Origin of the sequence: Ponticaulis sp. (assembly GCF_029210165.1) — a bacterium.
Classification (GTDB): Bacteria; Pseudomonadota; Alphaproteobacteria; order Caulobacterales; family Hyphomonadaceae; genus Ponticaulis.
The window spans coordinates 179,021-197,684 of the sequence record NZ_JARGNT010000003.1; the positions used below are offsets into that span (position 1 = coordinate 179,021).

Sequence of the window (18,664 nt, forward strand, 5' to 3'; positions counted from 1 at the left end):
ACCGACTGAGTGAAAATTGAGGTCAGGAAGACTCGCCGGTGTCGTATTTATCTTTTTTGCGATTCCCGAACAGCATGCGCGTCTCAAGCGTTTTACGCAATTGTTTATAGAAGGCTTCCAGAAACGGACCGTCTCTTTCCAGGGGTGCCGCTTCCCATCCGATGCGTGCGCGAATACGTGACGCTACGGCAGCTTTCACCTCGCCTGTTCCACTGCGCAAAACGTCTTCCAGCACCTGCAATTCGTGCTCGCCATAGGTCTGCAACTGCTCCTGCGTGAAGACAAAGGCTTCGTCGTCTGCATTCGCGCTTGTAGAAGTCACATCCTTCGCCAGCTCCGGTTTCGGATTGCGGATAACCCATGTCCCAGCGACGAGATCACCTCCACGAAGTTTGTCGCGGTTAAACACCGGCATGAAGACAAACACGCCAAGCCAGACGAGAACAAGCAAGGTCATCATGCCATTGAGTGTATCGCCTCCCATTCCTGTCAGCAGGAAGGTGAACGGCAGAAAGACTTCCAGCTCGCGCATCACATTGCGGGCAAAAATGGCATTCGCGGTCAGCTGGCGACCTTCACGCGCCACCACGCGCAGCTTCATAATGCGCTTTCCCGGCGTCGCGGCGCGCCGGCCCATTTCGAAAATGGTGAAATAGAAGGCCCGCAGAATGAAAAAGAAGAGGTTGAACAGGATCTGCCCTACTTCGGACCAGTCGCCGAAATAGCCGTCTGGAACGCCAAAGGCGAGGATCAGGCCGCCGACGATCAGCGTAACGAGCATGATGCCCGCATCAATGAACAGCGCCCCTGCCCGCTCGCCGGCGTCAGCAAGCCGAAGACGAATAACGGCGCCTTCCGGGGTCGTCACCTCACGCCACATACGGGCGTCATGCGCATTCGTCTGATAACCCTGCGGCCGGGCTTTCTCTGCCTTCGCTGTCGCCATCAGCGTTTCGCCCCCGGACGTAGGTAGAAATAGCTGAGCCAGCTCAGAAGCGAGACACCAGCCACCATATAGCGCGTCAGGTCATCATTGATCAGCTGCCGCCCAAAGCCTTCAAGCAAGGCGGCGAGGAACAGCATAACGACAACGCCCATGCCGACATTGCCCGCGCGTTTACCGGCGTCTGCCATCGCGTCCACGCGTCGCTTCTCGCCGGGAAAGGCAAGCGTTTTGCCAATAACGAAACCCGCAGCAGCCGCCAGAATAATCGCAAACAGCTCAGTCACGCCATGGATCATGAGCCAGCCTATAATCTCGAAGCCAAGCCCTTTGCTCACATAGAGCCCGACATATGCCCCCAGAATACAGCCATTATAGGCGAGCAAAATGGCTGTCGGTATGCCGACCATAAAGCCAAGCGCAAAGCATAACAGCGCCACCATCGTGTTATGCGTGAACAGCTGAGAGGCGAACACACTCAACATGCCCGCTATGTCCTCATCCTCGGTATAGAGGGTGGCACGTAGCGTTTCCTGCGAAGCCTCGGGGGTGCGTTCATCGAGGAATGCAGCAAACGGGTAGAACCACTCTGAGTCCGACAGCACGAGCAGCATGACGATGAGCGCGAAGCCGAACATGATCGCCGCTGAGAGAATGGTCGCGCCGACCATGCTGCGCACCGCATCAGGCCAGTCCCGCCGGAAGAAACTGCTAAACCGCTCCCAGAAGGAAACGCGCGGCCCATACATGAAGAGATAGCCGCGCGTACAGAGCGTCTCCAGATAGGTGATAAGGTTCCGGTCCAGTGAGACCGCCCGCGCCGTCGAGAGCGAGGACACCGCGGTACGATACAATTGCGGCAGAGCCACCAGTTCGTCAGGCTTCAGCGCGTTCACGCCAGAGTTCTGAATACGCTCCAGAAGGCCTTCCAGTGCGCGCCAGTCGTCTTCTCTTTCTGCACGGAAGCGATAGCTCTTGAGATCAAGCTCGGACATGGTCAGATCCGCTCCTGTTGCAGAATAGTGAGATACCGGTTCAGCAGCGCAGACGAGAACTGGTGAGCCGGTGCTTCCAGTACATCAATGCCGAGACGGGACAGGCGCTTGATAACGGTACGCCGCTCCTGAATGAGATTGTCTGCGATCACCGCGCGGGTCACATCTTCAGGCGTTTCAGGTTCTTTCACCGCGAGCGCTTCAAGGTCTTCATCCTTGAATACGGCGAATACCACAAGGTGGCGCTTAGCCAGACGCGCTGCATTCTCGACCATGAGTTCGGCCTGCGCCGTATCGATGAAATCGGTGAACAGCACGATGAGCGAACGACGATTTAACCCCGCAGAAAGACGCGTAAGCCCCAGCGTGTAGTTCGCATCCAGCGTAGAATAGCTGAGCCGCGCCATTTCCGACTGAAGCTTGCTGAACGCTGCATTGCCGCGCACCAGTCCTGTCATCACGCGTGGCTGCGTATCGAATCCGTAAACGCCAACGCGATCACCTCCGCGCAGTGATGCGTACGAGAGCAGCATTCCCGCATGAACAGCGTGATCGAGGCGAGAAATGTCGCCCAACGGTTCACACATCAAACGGCCGGTGTCATACGCCAGAACAATATTGTGGTTACGTTCCGTGCGGTATTCTTTCGCCATCAGCGCCATGTGACGGGCCGATGCTTTCCAGTCCACGCTACGCCGGTCCATGCCCGGCACGAACTCGCGCATGGCGTCAAACTCGGAGCCATCACCGCGATCAAACTGCGCCTTGATCCCAAAATCAGCTTCGCGGGCAATCCAGCGAAGGGCATCGGACTGCAGCGTACGAATATCCGGATTGATTGGCCGGGCCAGCTCGGCAGGCAATCTCATTTGTTTCCACGCCAGCCCGAGCGGGCCAGACCAGCGCATCCAGAGACCATCCAGCCGTGCCTCACCGCGCCTCAGCATATGTAATTCGAACTCGGCCAGCCCCTCTGCACTCAGCATCACCGTTTCCGGTTGAAAGACCGCTTCATTGAATTCAGGACGCACCTGAATTGAAGGCAGATAGTCACGCTTCGGATCGCTGATCTTCAGTGCAAACGGATTACCTGTGCCCACAAAGAAGACGGGCGGAACATTCGTTTCCACATTTAGTGCACGAGACGAACGTGCCGCCATAGCATCAATCGAAATGAGCAACACGATCGCCGTAATGCCGGCAAAGCTCACCACCCACAGTGCTGGCGCAAGCCACGCAATGATCAGGAGCAGCGGGATACCCGCGCCCGTCAGCATGATTGCCAGCTGGGATGGACGAATGCTTGCCATGGATTAGCGCGGCGCCTCTGTCTCTGAGACGATGTCGGAAATCACGCTCTTAGCTGTTCGCCCCTCAATCTCGGCAGATGCAGACAGCACGACGCGGTGACACATGGCAGGCGCGGCGAGCTGTTTCACATCATCCGGAATGACATAATCGCGCCCTGCCAGAGCCGCCTTCGCACGTGACGCCACCGCAAGGTTCACCGCAGCGCGCGGCGAGACGCCGACATCCAGCAGGTTTGGTCGCTCACGCGACGCGCGTACAAGACGGACAGTGTACTCAATGATTTCATCGGAGAGCGTAACCGAGCCGATATAGGCTGATGCCGCACTGAGTTCCTCCTTGGTGACCACCTGCTTGATGCCAAGCTCTTCCATGGTCGGCATGCCAACGCCTTTGGCGTGAGATTGAACAATACGAATTTCTTCCTCCGCGCTCGGATACGCCATTTCATGCTTGAACAGGAAACGGTCGAGCTGGGCTTCCGGCAGCGGATAAGTGCCCTGTTGTTCAATCGGGTTTTGCGTCGCCACCACCATGAAGTGGTCGCTTAGAAGGTGGGTTTCGCCATCGATAGTAACGCGGCGCTCCTGCATGGCTTCCAGCAAGGCCGCCTGTGTCTTTGGCGGTGTCCGGTTGATCTCGTCTGCGAGCAGAACTTCCGTAAAGATCGGTCCTTTTGTGAGCAGGAACTGGCTGGTCTGGAAGTTGAAGAAGTTTGTACCGAGCACATCGCCCGGCATCAGGTCTGGCGTGAACTGGATGCGTCCGTAATCCAACGCCAGACAGGCCGAAAAACACCGCGCAAGGAAGGTTTTCGCCGTACCAGGCGGCCCTTCCAGAAGAAGGTGACCTTTAGAGAATAGCGCTATCAACATGAGGTCGACCGCATCCGACTGACCGACAATCCCGCGGCCGATTTCGGCTTTCAGCTTTTCGCCAAGCGCTTGGATATCATTCGCGTTCATCGCTCATTTCCCTTTTCCAGACGTGAAAATCCTTCACGAAGTTCATCAACTGACTGTGTGTTCTGACTTTGGCCGGATCCGGCCATGGCGGCGCTTCCGCGTGCTTAGCCCGCACGCGCGCCTCTCTTTGTTTGAGGATGCGATCCATCTCTTCTATCGGCAGGTCTTCCGGATAACCGAGCTCACGGATGATCATACGCCGTGCAAGCTTTTCATAATCGCCCGCCAGAGCCGGCTCGCGATTTGTCTGACGGAACAGCCCCGCCGTGCTCTCAATCAGCGACTGCCGCCCTGTCGCCGCAACGGGTGGCTCAGCCTGTGGCCTGCCAAAGCGCATAAACGCGGCCCATCCCAGCAGGATCATCGTCGCAATTGCGAACAGTGTTGCACCGAGCAGCGGCGGCTCGAAGATCAGGCGCAGCAGATCGCGCGAGCGCTGGAAACCGTGGATCGTTGTATCAAAAATCACGGTGCGCAGGTCGGACTTGGTAGAGAAATGCGCGATCATCCGAACGAATACTTCGGCATTTTCGCGGTGTGCGAGGCCGTGCGTGTTCATGAGTTCAGGATCAGATAAAAGGTATATTCGCGTGCTGGGCACACGCCCCAAAAGAACGCCGCCATCAAGCGTGATGACCGGCTCGAGGCCCTGGGGATGCAAAACTTGAACAGTGTCCGAGAAAACCACGGGCAGAGTTGATCCCATCATCTCAACTTCGTCCGGCGCGTCTATACGCTCAAGACTGATATCCCCGGACAATGGTGCCAGCAGGCCGACAAGGCGATCGACTGGCAGGGGGAATGTCTGCCGGTAATGCCGCGGGTTTGACCGGTCACGCAGGCCGTTTCTCTTCGGCAAAACGACAAGGGTGGGTTCGCCATTACGGTCGAACTCTACTTCATCAAGGTCACTCGCGTCATAAACGCTGGCCGGCGTCAGAATGAGAAGCCCTTCACGCGCTCCGCCCCTGAGAACGCCGGTATCGCGGCTGATATCGACGTCATAGCCCTCGCGCGCTAGCAGCTCTGAAGCGAAGTTATAGCCCAGCGCGGAGGTAGAATACGCATGCAGGCCAGCTGCGCGGCGGTCCCGGAATTCGGGCGCGAACGCAGACAGAACGATCACTGACGCAAAGCTGATCGCCGCGATGAGCACGGCAATAAGCGCCGTTTTCGCGGAAATAATCGGCGTGGCGTTATCTGAAGCCGAACTCATCAGGATGCTGCTCTCTGTGCGAAGACGTCATAGTCCTGACGGGCGGCTTGATAGTCTTCCGACGTGAGATGCTGACCGGCAAATGCACTGCGCTCTACCGAGAGAATTAGTCGCCTCAAAGCATGGCGTGATGGCTCGGGCATCTGGCCCAGTTCACCGATTTCCCGCCCCGTCAGCGACTTGCCAATCCGGTCACGTACACGCTTCTGCATCTCCTGAAAGGATGAGTGCAGCATGAGCCTTACAGCTGCATCGAAATCGCCTGTATCAGCCAATGCATCCGCTCGTTTCAGAAGGTCAGACGAGAACGACTCATCAGGACGCAAATCCACATCGGCGAGTTCATCACGCGCATTGGCCGGTTTCCTGTCGCCAATGGTCTGGCGGCGGTCCATGACGCCTTTTACAATAGAATAGATGATGTAGGCCACCAGCAAAACGGCAGCGCCGATCAACAGCACCCGCCAAAGCGGACCGAGCGCGGCAATCATGTCTCCGATAGCATCGAAAAAGCGCCAGCCCGAGTTTCGGTCCGGGTCGACTGCTTCAGGCGTCACATCTATCGGATCAACGGGAAGCTCGAACTGATAGCCGCCATCACTGCGCATCGCAGCATAGGCTTCGTCAAAGCTTTCGGTTTCGTCCGGCATATAGTCTCCCCAGCGGATTCAGTTTGAGCGTGGAAAACGGCGAAAAGCAACCTCAAAGCAAGGCAATATTGCGCAAACTTTTCGTACCGCGGAAAACACGAAAGGCCACACCCAGAAGGCATGGCCTTATATAAAACCGGACTGGTAAGATGCGCCTAGCTGGCGCGCGTGACAAAGCCGTCAAATCCGCGGGCCTTGATGAGGTCCAGCATAGGGGCCGCCTGTTCACGGCTAACCCAGCCACCCAGCATCACCCTGTAGATCGAACGACCATTCGTGACACCTTCAACAATGCGGGTTTCGCCAAAGCGGCGCAGAGCAACCGCCTGCAAGTCTGCATTCGAATAGGAAGAGAACGCGCCCGCCTGAATGGTATACGCCATGCTCACCGGTGCAGGTGCAGCGGGAGCTGGTGCATAAGCCGCCATTTGCGTCTCTCGCACAGGTGCTGCCGGAGACGGCTCGCTGACAACGCCGGTGGACGTCAGCGAAGATGTCGGCATTGCGCGCGGTGCAGCGCGGCGCGGAAGCTCGGAAATATAGGAGTCATAGCGCTGGCCCATCACCGACTGGGCATCCGCCAGTTCAACAGCCTCTGGCAGATCACGGTACTCAATCTCGGCGCGTTGGGCTGATGCCGTCATCGCTAAGCCTGAAACAGCAACGCACACACTCATGGCTAAAATCTTCATGGCAGATAAGCCTCCCACCCTTCTGAGCTATCACATGAAGCGCATACTCCGTGCGCTCTCACCTCCACACCGTGATAGCTGTTTTAGGTTAATAGCGCCGTTTAGGTGGTCGTTCAAATTGGGCGGTCGGTTTTAAACCCTTCATTCAACATTGCGGAATGATGCCATGATGCATCTTCCGCTCACAAAATCGCATGCAAATACATCTGCCCCTTGAAGCGCGCCGCGTTTCGATACAAATGCACGCGATAACTCAGGAAGGCCCGCTATGACCGATCAGGAACGCCAGACACGCTATGAGCAACTTCGCGAAGAAATCTTCGCTGTCGTTTCTGGCGAAACCTATCTGCCTGCGCGCCTTGCAACAGCCTCCTGCCTGTTGGCTGAGGCCTTCCGTCCACGCTTTTTCTGGACGGGTTTTTATGTGGTCGATCCGCTGAAATCTGAAGAGCTGGTCGTCGGCCCTTATGTTGGCACGCTTGGCTGCCTACGCATTCCATTTACGCGCGGAGTTTGCGGCGCATGTGCTGCAAGCGGCGAGACCCAGCTTGTGCCAGACGTGCATGCTTTCCCGGGCCATATTGCATGCGACAGCCGCACGAATTCTGAAATCGTTGTTCCCGTCTTCAACTCAGATGGCACGCTTGCAGCCGTGCTCGACGTCGACTCTGAACAGCCTGACGCATTTGACGAAATCGACAAGGCGGGTCTGGAAGCGATTTGCGCCGGTCTCCTGACCGCGTAAAGATCAGGCCATGCTGCTCGTCATCGTTCTTCCTGCGCTCATTATCGGCTGGTTCTTCTACCAGATGGGCCGGCGTGAACGCTGGAAAGAAAAGCAGAGAAAGCTGAACGGCCGCCTCGACGATCCAAACACGATCGAACACCAGCCGCGTAAAAAGAAATAGGCTGCGCCCTTGCGTGCCCGCCCTACTCGCTGACACACTTAAAGGCGTTCAACGTCGAAGGAGCCTTGTATGTCAGATGCTGCCCGACTCGCTGAAATGATCAAAAGCGCGAACCGCGTTCTCATCTTCACGGGCGCTGGCATTTCCACGGAAAGCGGTATTCCAGATTTCAGAAGCCCCGGCGGTGTGTGGAGCAAGATGACTCCGATCTATTTTCAGGACTTTGTCGCCTCACGCGATCAGCGCCGCGAATCCTGGAGACGTGTCTTCAACAAGACCGCAGGCTGGACCGGCGCCAAACCGAATACCGGCCACTACGCCGTCGCCAAACTGGTGGATATGGGCAAGGTCTCATGCGTCGTGACGCAGAATGTCGACAATCTGCATCAGCATGCAGGCATTGATGATGACAAGGTCATCGAAATTCACGGCAATGCCAGCTACGCCAAGTGCCTCAATTGCGGCAAACGCTATGAGTTTGATGCTCTGAAACCGCGCCATGAGGCTGATGAAGACCTCACATGTCTATTCTGCGAGGGGCTGTTGAAATCGGCGACCATTTCATTCGGTCAGGCCATGCCGGAAGAGAAAATGGCGCTCGCCGAAGCCGAAGCTGAAGTCGCAGATCTGTGTCTGGCTATCGGCTCATCCCTGGTCGTCTATCCAGCGGCGAATATTCCGATCATCGCCAAGCAGACGGGCGCGCAATACGCGATCATCAATCGCGAACCCACCGATCAGGACCCGTATGCCGACCTCGTTCTGAATACCGAGATCGGCCCGCTTCTGTCAGAGGTCATTGAGCTTCTGGAAGCCTAGTCTTCGCGGAAATGAGCGATCACGCGGCGGGTATGCGGCGCGTTGCGATGCTCGAACAGATAAATGCCCTGCCAGGTGCCCAGCATCATCCTGCCGGACTGTACAGGAATAGAGAGGTTCACCTGCGTGAGCGCCGATTTGATATGCGCTGGCATATCATCAGGCCCCTCGGCGCGGTGACGTAAGAAACTCATCTGAGGGTGATCGGCATCCGGCACGAGCCGCTCGAAAAAGGCATTCAGATCGCGGATCACATCCGGATCGGCATTTTCCTGAATAGTCAGCGAGGCCGAAGTATGCTGGCAAAACAGTGTCAGAAGGCCGTCGCCCTGCCCACGCAGGAAAACGGCCGCCTGATCGGTAAACTCATAAAGGCCCGGTCCACGGGTCGGAAGGGTCAGAACAGTCTGCATGCAATCTGTCTAACACCGGGCCTTATGATCGCGAAACGCTCTTAGTCTTCTTCAGCCAGAAGCGCGTCCATGCGATCCATAATATCGTTCATACGGCGCACAACGGCTTCATACGGGTCAGGCTGGGTCATATCGAGACCAGCTTCGTTGAGCAGGATCTGGTGCGGATAATCAGAGCCACCGGCACGCATGACATTCAGGAAGTTCTCACGCACCTGATCATCGCCAGCAAGGAACTGCTCTGCAAACCAGACAGCTCCCGAAATCGATGTCGCATACTGGTAGACATAGAACTCATAATAGAAGTGCGGAATGTAGGCCCACTCAATGCCGTATGGCTCGTCAATCGTCATCACGCCTTGTTCCTCGCCGTGATACCGGCGCAGAAGGTCGAGATAGATTTCAGAGAAGCGTGCACCCGTCAGCGGTTCGCCCGCCTCTGCAGCTTCGTGAATTGCGAGTTCGAACTCACCAAACATGGTCTGACGGAAGAAGGTACCGCGCAGGCTCTCCAGTGCCTGACCGAGATAGAAGAGCTTTTCTTCGCGGGTCTCTGCATTCTCAATCATGTATTCCTGAAGCAGGATTTCGTTGATCGTGGATGCCATCTCCGCGATGAATGTCGAGTATCCCGCTGTTTCAAACGGCTGGTTCTGACGCGCCAGCTGGGTGTGAACCGCATGCCCCCATTCGTGAGAGAATGTGGAGAGCGAGTTGAAGTCGTCATTATGGTTCAACAACACGTACGGGTGCACGTCATAGGCTGAACCGGACATGTAAGCGCCCGTCTCTTTGCCTTCCTGCGGGTGAGAGTGCATCCAGTCGCCATCAAGGCCTTCACGCAGCAGGCTCAGATATTCCTCACCGAACGGGCGCAGAGACTCGAATGTGATCTCTTCAGATCGTGCGAGGTCGAACACGCCAGTGTCAGCTTCGATGATTGGCGGATAAATGTCGTAATAACGAAGGTCGTCCACGCCGAGCATACGTCCGCGCAGTTCCAGATAACGGTGGAAGACTGGCAGCGCCGCGTTCACCTGATCTACGAGTTCTGTGTAGATTTCAGGCGGCAGCGCGTCGTCGAACATATTGCGCTCGAGCACGCTATCGAAATTACGGGCACGTGCACGGAAGACAGAGGACAGAACCTGCGAGTTCAGCGTAGCGCCCATACCCGCTTCATAGTCATTCCATGCGCCCCAGAATGTGTCGAAGACCAACTGACGGTCTTCGCGGTTCGGGTGGGAGCGATAGCGCGAATAAGCTGCCTGATTGAGGCGCACTTCGGTGCCATCAGAGAGGGTCACCATCGGCCACTGGATAGAGGCGTTCGCAAACAGGCTGTAGATTTCGTTCGGCTGGGACAGCGCGAGGCCAGCAAGCGCGAGAAGTGCTTCACCATCTTCATCGAGCGTATGCGGTGCCTGACGCAGCGTGTCTTCCAGCTGGAAATGGAACGGCTCGAGCGCAGGTTCTGCCGCCATGAACTCGCGGATGCGCTCCTCACCGATAGAGAGGATTTCAGGTGATAGCCAGCTTATCGCCTCGGAGAAGGCCTGATAGAGCGACATCGCACGGCCAAAACGCTCAAGGTTTTCCGGCACACGCTGGTCTTCATCGCGGCTCAGCGACGAATAGACGTAAAGGCGGATAACTTCTTTAGCGGTGTCCGACATAGAGCGCATCGCATGTGCGAGGCTTTGCGGGCTCTCGCCCAGCGTGCCCTGAAGCTCGCTCAGTGTCGCGACCTGCGCCTGCATCGCTGTGAACTCGTCATCCCAGGCTTCTGGCGACTCATACAGGTCCGTCAGATCCCAGACATATGTTTCAGATGTTTCGGTCGTTTCCGCCGCTGCGCCCTCGTCCTGAGGAAGCGGTTCTGCGTGAGACACACCAGACAGTCCGGCAACCGCGAACACCGCGACTGAGCAGACACCCATTTTCAGTAAGTTTTTGAAATCAGCCATTCGAAAGCCCCAACTTTCCGTTATTCAATAAATCTTTTCACCATGAATGGAATTTCCTGCCAAGCGCAGAACGCCAACCTGTCTTCAGTTTAATATTTTCGGTCATCTGACGGGCACCGGTATTTCCTTGGTGACCACACTCAGAAGCTCCGCTAACTATATCCCAGACGGCATGTGAGCAGTGGGAGCGGGATATGCGCTGGAAAGATGGACGGACGAGCGGTCGGGTTGAAGACCGGCGAGGCATGCGCGGCGGCGCAGCAGCGGGCGGCGGTATTGGCGTGATCGCCATCGCATTGATCGGTTATTTCGTTTTCGGTATCAGCCCGGAACAGACCATGCAGATGGCCAGCCAGTTCGGTGGCGCAGGCTCCTCAGAACAGCAGCAAGGCACAAGCGGAACACCTGAGGACGATGCTGGCATGTTTGTAGATGTCGTCGGCACCAACGCGAATGATGTCTGGCAGCTCTTCCTGTCCGACTACCAGCCGCCAAACACGGTGCTCTATACGCAAGGCACCAATACCGGCTGTGGCTATGGTCAGGCGGCTATGGGTCCCTTCTACTGCCCAGCTGACCAGACGGTCTATCTCGACCTCTCCTTCTGGCAGGAAATGGAAACGCGTCTCGGCGCATCGGGCGCAGACTTTGCCCGCGCCTATGTGATTGCTCACGAATTTGGCCACCATGTTCAGACGCTGACCGGCGCATCACAGCGGGTACGTCAGGCCCAGCAGAATGCTCGCAGCGAGGCGGAGTCCAACCAGTATCTCGTCATGCTGGAGCTACAGGCTGATTGTTATGCTGGTGTCTGGGCGGCGAACGCCTCACGTGTTTCGAATGGCAATGTCGCGCTGGAACGCGGTGACCTGCAAGAAGGCCTGCAAACAGCCAATGCCATTGGCGACGATACACTCCAGCGCAATGCAGGCCAGCGCGTCACGCCCGAAGCCTTCACGCACGGCACCTCGGCGCAGCGTCAGGAATGGCTGATGCGAGGCTACAACTCGGGTGATCCAAACCAGTGTGACACCTTCTCGGAGCTCTAAGCTCACACAAAAAAAGCCTCCCAAATGGGAGGCTTTTTCTTGTCGTCGTCTATGCAGACTAAGCGGCGAGCGGATTGTCCCAGACCGGCGCGAAGTCCGGATCGACAATACGGTCATGGTGCATACGCAGCGCCGAGATACGCGCCATCTCATCGCCGTCCAAGTGAATTTCATCGATTGCGAAATTCTGGCGGATGTGTTCCGGATTTGAAGACCGCGGAATGGCGACAACGCCCGGCTGCTGCACAAACCAGCGCAGCACGATTTGCGCAGGTGTCACGCCGTAGCGCTCAGCAATCATCTTGATCGTCTCATTCTTGAAGACACGTCCCTGCGCCAGTGGGCAATACGCCGTCAGCGCGCTGCCTTTATGGCCTGCTTCGGCCAGAAGCTTCGTCTGGTCGATGAACGGGTGATACTCAACCTGATTGACCAGAATTGGCGCGTCAGACAGCTCCACGGCCCTATCAAACTGATCCTTGGTGAAGTTTGAGACGCCGATATTCTTCGTCAGGCCCTGCTTGCGTGCATCGTTCAGCGCGCCAATTGTTTCCTCCATTGGCACATCATCATTTGGCCAATGCAGCAGAAGAAGATCGACTTCGTTCACACCAAGGCGTTTCAGGCTTTCCTTGGTCGAAGACTGGAGGTCGCCGTCTTTAAACTGGTCGGTCCAGACCTTGGTCGTCAGGAAGAAATCTTCACGCGCCGTGCCTGCGGCCTGGATGCCATCGCCGACAGCTTTCTCGTTTTCATAAGCCTGCGCTGTATCGATGTGGCGGTAGCCTGTTTCCAGCGCAGTCTTCACAGCTTCAGTCGCCGTGTCGCCTTTCAGCTGCCAGGTACCAAAGCCAATGGATGGAATTTCAACGTCAAAATGTTTCGTGGTCAGTGTCATAAACACGTTCCTTTCTGTCTGAATAATTGGGGGGATGCGGATTTCGATGCGCAGCCTATTTTACAGCGCGCATCGGGTCCGGGTTCTGATCGTGTGTCAGGATTTCAGCTTTCGCATCGGTCACATTGATGCCGAGCTCGGCAGCGCCGTTTTCAAGATGGTCCGCCAGCATCGGAATTTCGGAAAGATAATGCGACGTTGCCGTGCCATCGCGGTCCTGAGCAATGCTCAGCGCTTCTTTCCACTCAGCGGCAGAATAATCACCGCGACCTACCCAGGTAAGCGCTACGAGGGTGTTTCGCTGCTCGTCACTCAGATTATTGATCGTCTTCTCAAGTGACATGCGTGCCGGATTGTCTGGCTGGTCTTCCAGCGCATCAATCATGCGGTCATCAGACCCGTTAGACGACTCGCGCGGATCACTTTCCGGTACAATCGCGCCAAAGGATTTGGCTCTGAGAATGATACCGGCCAGCGCGTCTTCAGAAATCGCGAGGTCATCAATCAAAGGGCCGGTTTCAATGGTTTTCATAATTTGCTCCTGCTTTGTCGTCTGCGAAACCAACGTGCAGGAGCAAAAATTGTTTCAGGACAGCGCCTAAAATTCGGCACGCTTCTGAGGATGCGACATGGTCTGCGCTTCTGTCTCCGATAGGTTTATGCCCAGCGCATCGGCGCCAGCCTCCAGATAATCGCCGAGCATGGGAATGCCCGCCAGATAGCCTGCGACATCGCCATTATCGCGTTCAGCGGCCATAGCGCGTGCCTCATCCCACTCATCCGCGTCGAAGTCACCACGTCCCAGCCAGACAAGCGCAACCAGCGTTTCCTGCTCTTCCATAGAGAGGCTCTTAATAGCTTCCATCAGCACCTGAAGGGCAGGATTGTCGTCCTGATCCTCAAGGACAGAAATCTCGTCATCATCGACATCGTTAGAGCCCTCATCCTCATCTACCTCAGGCATGGTCGCATCGAATGTGCGGGCCTCAAGAATGATTGCAGCCAGCGTATTCTCCGAGACGCCCAGCTCCTCGACCTTAGGTCCGGTATCAATCGTCTTCACGGCAGTCTCCTTTCTTTTATTGTGACTATACAATAACACCCATTCAGCGCCTATCTTCATGGCGTATTTGGTCGCAGCCCCCATTAATTTTAGAATGCCCTTCCCTTCATGGCCGCGCACATCGTACTGATTGGCTGTAGAATTTTCGGAGAGCTATCATGCGTCGACTAACACTTCTTTCCGCCCTCATCGCGCCGCTATTCATGATCGCGGCTTGCGGCGGTTCGGATACGCCTGCGGAGACGTCAGCAGAGGCCGCGTATACGCCGACGCCGATCACCCACATTAATGAGGACTTCAGCCCGGAAGATGATCCGGTCGCAGATCTAGCAGAGGCGATGGAGCTTGCTCAGGCTGAAGGTAAATACATCCTCATGGATGTTGGCGGCGAATGGTGCTCCTGGTGCCATCTGATCGATGCCTACATCGAAACCAACCAGCCGACGCATGAAGCCTTCGCCTGCGCTTTCGTGGTTCTGAAAGTGAATTATTCAGACGAGAACGAGAATGAGGAATTCCTCTCGGCATACCCTGAACGTCAGGGCTATCCACACTTCTTCGTTTTGGATGCGCAAGGCGAGCTCGTCGCTTCACATGGCACAGGCGAACTGGAAGAAGGCCGCGGCTATAACGAAGAGGCTATGGTCTCATTCGCGAACCAGTATTGCGAAATCGCCTAACGCCGGAACATATCCTTCAACGTCTCGAACGTGCCGCGCGCGTACTGGCTGACAGTCGGTGAGCGGCGCGTTGCGTGACGCGCAAAGTCGATACAGTTTGAACCGGCCAGATGATAATCATGGCCTAACCTGCGATGAGCGTTGTGATGGGCATGGTACCCGTCCGCAGAGCTGCGCCGCGGATCGACCTGAACCTCACGCCCCTGCGCAAACTCTTCGAATGTCTGAGAAATCACCCCGCCGCGTTCGCCATTATTGGATACGATGCGGCCACCAAAGGTGACGACGCCATAATGGCGCAGAACAACCGCAAATCGCACGGAGACGACGTCACCCGGCTCGAGATCATACTTGTTTGTCATCGATAAACGATAAGCGTATTTGGTGAGCCGGTCAATCTGATTTGATTAGCCGAACAGACGGAGCACCATGTTTGGAGCCTGATTGGCGATTGAGAGCGCCTGAACACCAAGCTGTTCTTTGGTCTGGATCGCAGAAAGACGCGCACTCTCGCGGGCCATATCCGCATCGACCATATTGCCTTTTGTCTTCATCAGAACGTCATTCTTGATCTGCAGAAAATTGTTCTGAATGTCGGCAGCTTTGGCAAGCGAGCCGAGCTTGGACGAGTAATTTGCTAGGCCTGAAATCGTGTTCTCGATGGAGGCGACCATGCCCGTATAATGGTAATGAAGGTCCTGCTTCGGATCGAAGGAGAACATATCTTCTTCATAGCCCTTCACGCCGCCATATGTCCGGCCGAGATAATCCGCCGCCGTTTCATCCGCCGCTTCAATTGTCACTTCCTGAGGCGGTGTGACCGAGCCGTTATGTACAGATCCCGTCACGCTTCCGTTTACCGAGCCATTATTCGAGCCGTAAATCGTGCCGTTTATGTTGCCGTTCACAACACCGTTGAAGTCACCATAGATGTCACCATTATAGTCACCATTCACGACGCCGGTCATGTCGCCATAGGTCGTTCCGCTGAAACTGCCGTTTACGACGCCTGAAAAGTTACCCGTAACCGTTCCGCTGTGGTTAGAGTTCACCACCCCGGTGAAATCACCGGTGCGCGTGATGCCATTCTCCAGAATGTCAGCTAGGTCGAAGCCTTCAATGACGCTGAGCGACGTCGTTTCCAGCGTCAGTGTTGAACCGTCCAGCAGATTAATGTCGTTAAAAGCTGCATTGCGCGCAACCGTTTGCGCCTGATCAAACAGCGCGTTGAAATCTTCGTTGAAGGCCTTCAGCTGCTCATACGTCATAGACTCATCGGTCATGGCGAGCGCTTTTTCCTTCATATCGATCATGAGATCGGAAATGCTATCAATCGCAGACAGGGTCACATCGAGTGTTGAGGAAACACGGTCCAGCTGGGACTGCTCGACACTGGCGGAAACCATGTCGGCATCGAGGCCTTTCGCGATAGCGTAGATTGCGCCGTTGTCCTTCGCGCTTGCCACGGCAAGCCCGGTATTAATCCGGCTTTGTATCTGGGATTTCTCCGCAGACGTCGCAGATAGATTCTGCAGTGCCGTCATGGCACCGTAATTGGTGTTTACGCTCAGCATTCTGCCTCGCCCTTAACCACGTTCCGTTTTGGAACGTGCAAAAATTGTCCTGAGAACCCAATTAGAGTCCCCCCCTACTCTCACCTATAAGACCAAGAATTTTACTCTGTGTTCCAGAGATCGATAAAATTTCATCGATCTCTGAATTTGTTCAGTCTGCTGAATTCATTTCGGTTTTAAAAACCTAGCCTTTCAGACGCCCCGCAAGCTGCTTGCGGAAGGTATCGCCGTAGGGTGGACGGAACATCGCCAGAATTTCATTTCCGGTCTGCGTGTAGACCGATTTCTTGTGCGAGAATTCCTTAAAGCCGTCATGGCCATGGTAAGAGCCCATGCCAGATGGCCCCACCCCACCAAACGGCAGATCTTCCTGCGCGACGTGGAAAATAACGTCATTCACGGTGACGCCGCCAGAGGTCGTGCTGTTCAGCACTTTGGCTTCTTCAGCCTTGTCGGCGCCGAAATAGTAAAGCCCTAGCGGACGGTCATGCGCATTCACGTAGGACACCGCATCCTCAACGCCCTTATAGGTTTTCACCGGCAGCAGAGGACCGAAAATCTCGTCCTTCATTATGTCCATATCGTCGGACGGGTTCAAAACCAGCGTTGGCGGGATTTTATGGTGCGGCTGCTGGGAGAAGTTCTCGCCCGCCGGATTGATCTCGACAATCTCGCCGCCCTTGGCTTTAGCATCCTCAAGATAGCCCTGAAGGCGATCATAGTGACGCTGGTTGATGACCGAGGTGTAATCGTCATTGTCTTTCAGACCGGTCGGGAACATCTTCGCGACAGCCTTTTGCGAGGCATCAACAAATGCACCCACGCTCTCTTCCGGCGTGAACACATAGTCTGGCGCCAGACATATCTGGCCCGCATTCAGCGCCTTGCCATTCATGACTCGCGCAGCCGTTTTCTCCATATCTGCCGAACGGCCGATAATGACGGGTGATTTACCGCCTAGCTCCAGCGTCAGTGGCACCAGGTTATCAGCTGCCGCACGCATAACGTGATGGGCAATCGAGGTCGCGCCTGTGAAGATGATATGGTCAAACGGCAGAGCGCAGAATTCGCCGCCAACTTCCGGCCCACCGGTAATCACGGTAATCTCTTCCTCGTCGAACACTTCAGAGAACATCTTCTCCATCAGCGCAGAGGTCGCCTCAGTGAACTCGGAGGGCTTGATCATGGCACGGTTGCCCGCTGCCAGGATGTTCGCCAGTGGTGCAAAGGTGAGCTGCACAGGGAAGTTCCATGGCGAGATGACGCCAACAGTGCCCTTCGGCTGATATTCAAGCCGCGCTTTTGCACCAAGCAGGTTCAGCGGCGCTTCCACCTTCCGCTTTTCCGGCTTCATCCATTTGCGTAGGTTTGCTTTGGAATGCTTGAGCGGCCCGAGAGAGGACACGACATCAGTAAAGGTCGTCTGGTCTTTAGAGCGATGACCGAAATCCTCACAAAGCGCATCAGCTATCTCATCCTTGTATTTGATGAGCTGACTGATGCAGCGGTCGATCCGGTCCATACGTAATTCGGCAGATGGCGCGCCCTCACGAATGTGCGCGGCCTTCTGCTTATCGAGGATTTCGCGCATCCGCGCTGGATTTCCTGAAGCCATTTGTCTCTCTCCCATGATCTTTTGGAGAGAGCTTAACCTGACGCAGGCGTCAGCAAAAGTATGACGCTAGGTCAGGCGACCTCAGCCACCAGCACAGACTGGCTCTGAAGCTCGGCATAGCCGAAAATTGTCATGAAGCTGATATCCGTCGCGTCACGGCCATAGGTAATACGCACAAGGCTTTCTTCAGCAGCCATGCCTGCCGGATCGATCAGGTGCCAGTTCCCATCCAGCCAGACTTCAACAACCGCATGAAAATCAGGCGGGTTCAGCCCCGGCGCATAAACAGACACCATGCGCGCAGGCACACCCATCGCACGGGCGAGTGTGATCAGCACGTGAGAATAGTCGCGGCAGACGCCCTGTCGCCGTAGAAAACTGTCTGTTGCCGTTGTGGAATTATCAGACGAACCCGGCACATATTCAAAATTGTGACGGATCCAGTCGGTCATTTCCAGCACGAGGTCCCCGCCGCTGCGATGGCCGAACTTGCTCATCGCATAGGTTTCCAGCTTGTCGGATTCGCAATAGCGGCTCGGAAACAGATAATGGACAACATCCGGCGGCAGCTCACGGCGCGGCGGCACATCCAGGCCCGCTATGGAAAGCGGCGGGCGTTCTACATCGACCAGCGCTTCGTATCGGATCTGAACCCGATCGTTCGCTTCAGTCCATTGGCTGCGCCCCGGCGTGCCATGCTCCTGAAAGCTACGCAGCGGGGTCGCTTCTCCGGCAACCATCAACTTGTCCCGGACAAGCTTCTGATCTTTCATCGGAATGGCTTCCACCGCCAGCAACACATCGGCTGGTTCAGGAAAAAAATAATCGAGGTCTGCCGCAATCGACACACGCATGGATAGCTCCAGACAGAGTTTGCATTAAGTTCGGGAAATCTACTCCCGCGCTATC

21 protein-coding genes are annotated in these 18,664 nt (G+C 55.8%); 5 read left to right on the plus strand and 16 right to left on the minus strand.

The window, feature by feature from the left end:
* Positions 1-22 precede the first annotated feature (22 nt).
* The 7 genes from P1U45_RS15530 to P1U45_RS15560 all read right to left on the minus strand — a co-directional run bounded on the left by P1U45_RS15530 (position 23) and on the right by P1U45_RS15560 (position 6,769).
* The gene (locus tag P1U45_RS15530) at positions 23-946 is read right to left on the minus strand and encodes an RDD family protein (protein WP_301059876.1); all 924 of its coding nucleotides are present in this window, start codon (positions 944-946) and stop codon (positions 23-25) included.
* Complete coding sequence (locus P1U45_RS15535) at positions 946-1,938, minus strand: stage II sporulation protein M (protein ID WP_301059877.1); 993 nt, start codon at positions 1,936-1,938, stop codon at positions 946-948. The genes P1U45_RS15530 and P1U45_RS15535 overlap by 1 nt, the downstream gene beginning before the upstream one ends.
* Before the next feature lie 2 nt (positions 1,939-1,940).
* Positions 1,941-3,248, minus strand: a complete 1,308-nt coding sequence (locus P1U45_RS15540) for a DUF58 domain-containing protein (RefSeq protein ID WP_301059878.1) — start codon at positions 3,246-3,248, stop codon at positions 1,941-1,943.
* A 3-nt stretch (positions 3,249-3,251) separates the two neighbouring features.
* Positions 3,252-4,211 (minus strand): MoxR family ATPase, encoded by a 960-nt coding sequence (locus tag P1U45_RS15545; RefSeq protein WP_301059879.1) that lies wholly within the window; start codon positions 4,209-4,211, stop codon positions 3,252-3,254.
* Entirely contained in the window at positions 4,198-5,427 is a 1,230-nt protein-coding gene (locus P1U45_RS15550) for a hypothetical protein (protein ID WP_301059880.1), read from the minus strand. Before P1U45_RS15550 ends, P1U45_RS15545 begins: the two co-directional genes overlap by 14 nt.
* Positions 5,427-6,077, minus strand: coding sequence for a hypothetical protein (locus P1U45_RS15555; protein ID WP_301059881.1), 651 nt, complete (start codon positions 6,075-6,077; stop codon positions 5,427-5,429). The genes P1U45_RS15550 and P1U45_RS15555 overlap by 1 nt, the downstream gene beginning before the upstream one ends.
* A gap of 155 nt (positions 6,078-6,232) precedes the next feature.
* Positions 6,233-6,769, minus strand: coding sequence for an SPOR domain-containing protein (locus tag P1U45_RS15560; protein ID WP_301059882.1), 537 nt, complete (start codon positions 6,767-6,769; stop codon positions 6,233-6,235).
* 268 nt (positions 6,770-7,037) lie between these two features.
* Here P1U45_RS15560 and P1U45_RS15565 point away from each other — a divergent pair, with 268 nt between their 5' ends.
* The 3 genes from P1U45_RS15565 (at position 7,038) to P1U45_RS15575 (ending at position 8,496) form a co-directional block, all read left to right on the plus strand.
* A complete protein-coding gene (locus P1U45_RS15565; protein WP_293608776.1) occupies positions 7,038-7,514 on the plus strand; it encodes a GAF domain-containing protein in 477 nt (158 codons plus the stop codon).
* 10 nt (positions 7,515-7,524) lie between these two features.
* A complete protein-coding gene (locus tag P1U45_RS15570) occupies positions 7,525-7,677 on the plus strand; it encodes a hypothetical protein (RefSeq protein ID WP_293608777.1) in 153 nt (50 codons plus the stop codon).
* A gap of 69 nt (positions 7,678-7,746) precedes the next feature.
* On the plus strand, positions 7,747-8,496 hold the full coding sequence (locus P1U45_RS15575) for a Sir2 family NAD-dependent protein deacetylase (RefSeq protein WP_301059883.1): 750 nt from the start codon (positions 7,747-7,749) through the stop codon (positions 8,494-8,496).
* On the opposite strand, the gene P1U45_RS15580 is transcribed toward P1U45_RS15575, so the two are convergent.
* Both P1U45_RS15580 and pepF read right to left on the minus strand, forming a co-directional pair.
* The gene (locus P1U45_RS15580; RefSeq protein WP_293608779.1) at positions 8,493-8,909 is read right to left on the minus strand and encodes a secondary thiamine-phosphate synthase enzyme YjbQ; all 417 of its coding nucleotides are present in this window, start codon (positions 8,907-8,909) and stop codon (positions 8,493-8,495) included. The genes P1U45_RS15575 and P1U45_RS15580 overlap by 4 nt on opposite strands.
* A gap of 41 nt (positions 8,910-8,950) precedes the next feature.
* Positions 8,951-10,876 carry an oligoendopeptidase F gene (gene pepF / locus P1U45_RS15585; protein ID WP_301059884.1) on the minus strand — a complete coding sequence of 642 codons (1,926 nt, stop codon included), beginning with the start codon at positions 10,874-10,876 and terminating at the stop codon, positions 8,951-8,953.
* Between the two features lie 194 nt (positions 10,877-11,070).
* On the opposite strand from pepF, the gene P1U45_RS15590 reads away from it, so the two are divergent.
* Positions 11,071-11,925: a neutral zinc metallopeptidase gene (locus P1U45_RS15590; protein WP_293608781.1), complete on the plus strand. Its 855-nt coding sequence runs from the start codon at positions 11,071-11,073 to the stop codon at positions 11,923-11,925.
* A gap of 58 nt (positions 11,926-11,983) precedes the next feature.
* Here the strand turns inward: P1U45_RS15590 and P1U45_RS15595 are convergent, their stop codons facing one another.
* The 3 genes from P1U45_RS15595 to P1U45_RS15605 all read right to left on the minus strand — a co-directional run bounded on the left by P1U45_RS15595 (position 11,984) and on the right by P1U45_RS15605 (position 13,886).
* Positions 11,984-12,823 carry an aldo/keto reductase gene (locus tag P1U45_RS15595; protein ID WP_301059885.1) on the minus strand — a complete coding sequence of 280 codons (840 nt, stop codon included), beginning with the start codon at positions 12,821-12,823 and terminating at the stop codon, positions 11,984-11,986.
* Between the two features lie 55 nt (positions 12,824-12,878).
* Entirely contained in the window at positions 12,879-13,355 is a 477-nt protein-coding gene (locus P1U45_RS15600) for a DUF3775 domain-containing protein (RefSeq protein WP_301059886.1), read from the minus strand.
* 66 nt (positions 13,356-13,421) lie between these two features.
* Entirely contained in the window at positions 13,422-13,886 is a 465-nt protein-coding gene (locus P1U45_RS15605; protein WP_301059887.1) for a DUF3775 domain-containing protein, read from the minus strand.
* A 158-nt stretch (positions 13,887-14,044) separates the two neighbouring features.
* Here P1U45_RS15605 and P1U45_RS15610 point away from each other — a divergent pair, with 158 nt between their 5' ends.
* Positions 14,045-14,566, plus strand: coding sequence for a thioredoxin family protein (locus P1U45_RS15610; RefSeq protein ID WP_301059888.1), 522 nt, complete (start codon positions 14,045-14,047; stop codon positions 14,564-14,566).
* Here the strand turns inward: P1U45_RS15610 and P1U45_RS15615 are convergent.
* The 4 genes from P1U45_RS15615 to P1U45_RS15630 form a co-directional block, all read right to left on the minus strand.
* Positions 14,563-14,928, minus strand: a complete 366-nt coding sequence (locus P1U45_RS15615) for a hypothetical protein (RefSeq protein WP_301059889.1) — start codon at positions 14,926-14,928, stop codon at positions 14,563-14,565. The two genes, P1U45_RS15610 and P1U45_RS15615, sit on opposite strands and share 4 nt — an antisense overlap.
* Before the next feature lie 45 nt (positions 14,929-14,973).
* A complete protein-coding gene (locus P1U45_RS15620) occupies positions 14,974-16,140 on the minus strand; it encodes a flagellin (RefSeq protein WP_301059890.1) in 1,167 nt (388 codons plus the stop codon).
* A gap of 184 nt (positions 16,141-16,324) precedes the next feature.
* The gene (locus tag P1U45_RS15625; RefSeq protein WP_301059891.1) at positions 16,325-17,755 is read right to left on the minus strand and encodes a coniferyl aldehyde dehydrogenase; all 1,431 of its coding nucleotides are present in this window, start codon (positions 17,753-17,755) and stop codon (positions 16,325-16,327) included.
* Between the two features lie 71 nt (positions 17,756-17,826).
* Positions 17,827-18,609: a transglutaminase family protein gene (locus P1U45_RS15630; protein ID WP_301059892.1), complete on the minus strand. Its 783-nt coding sequence runs from the start codon at positions 18,607-18,609 to the stop codon at positions 17,827-17,829.
* Positions 18,610-18,664: the final 55 nt, after the last annotated feature.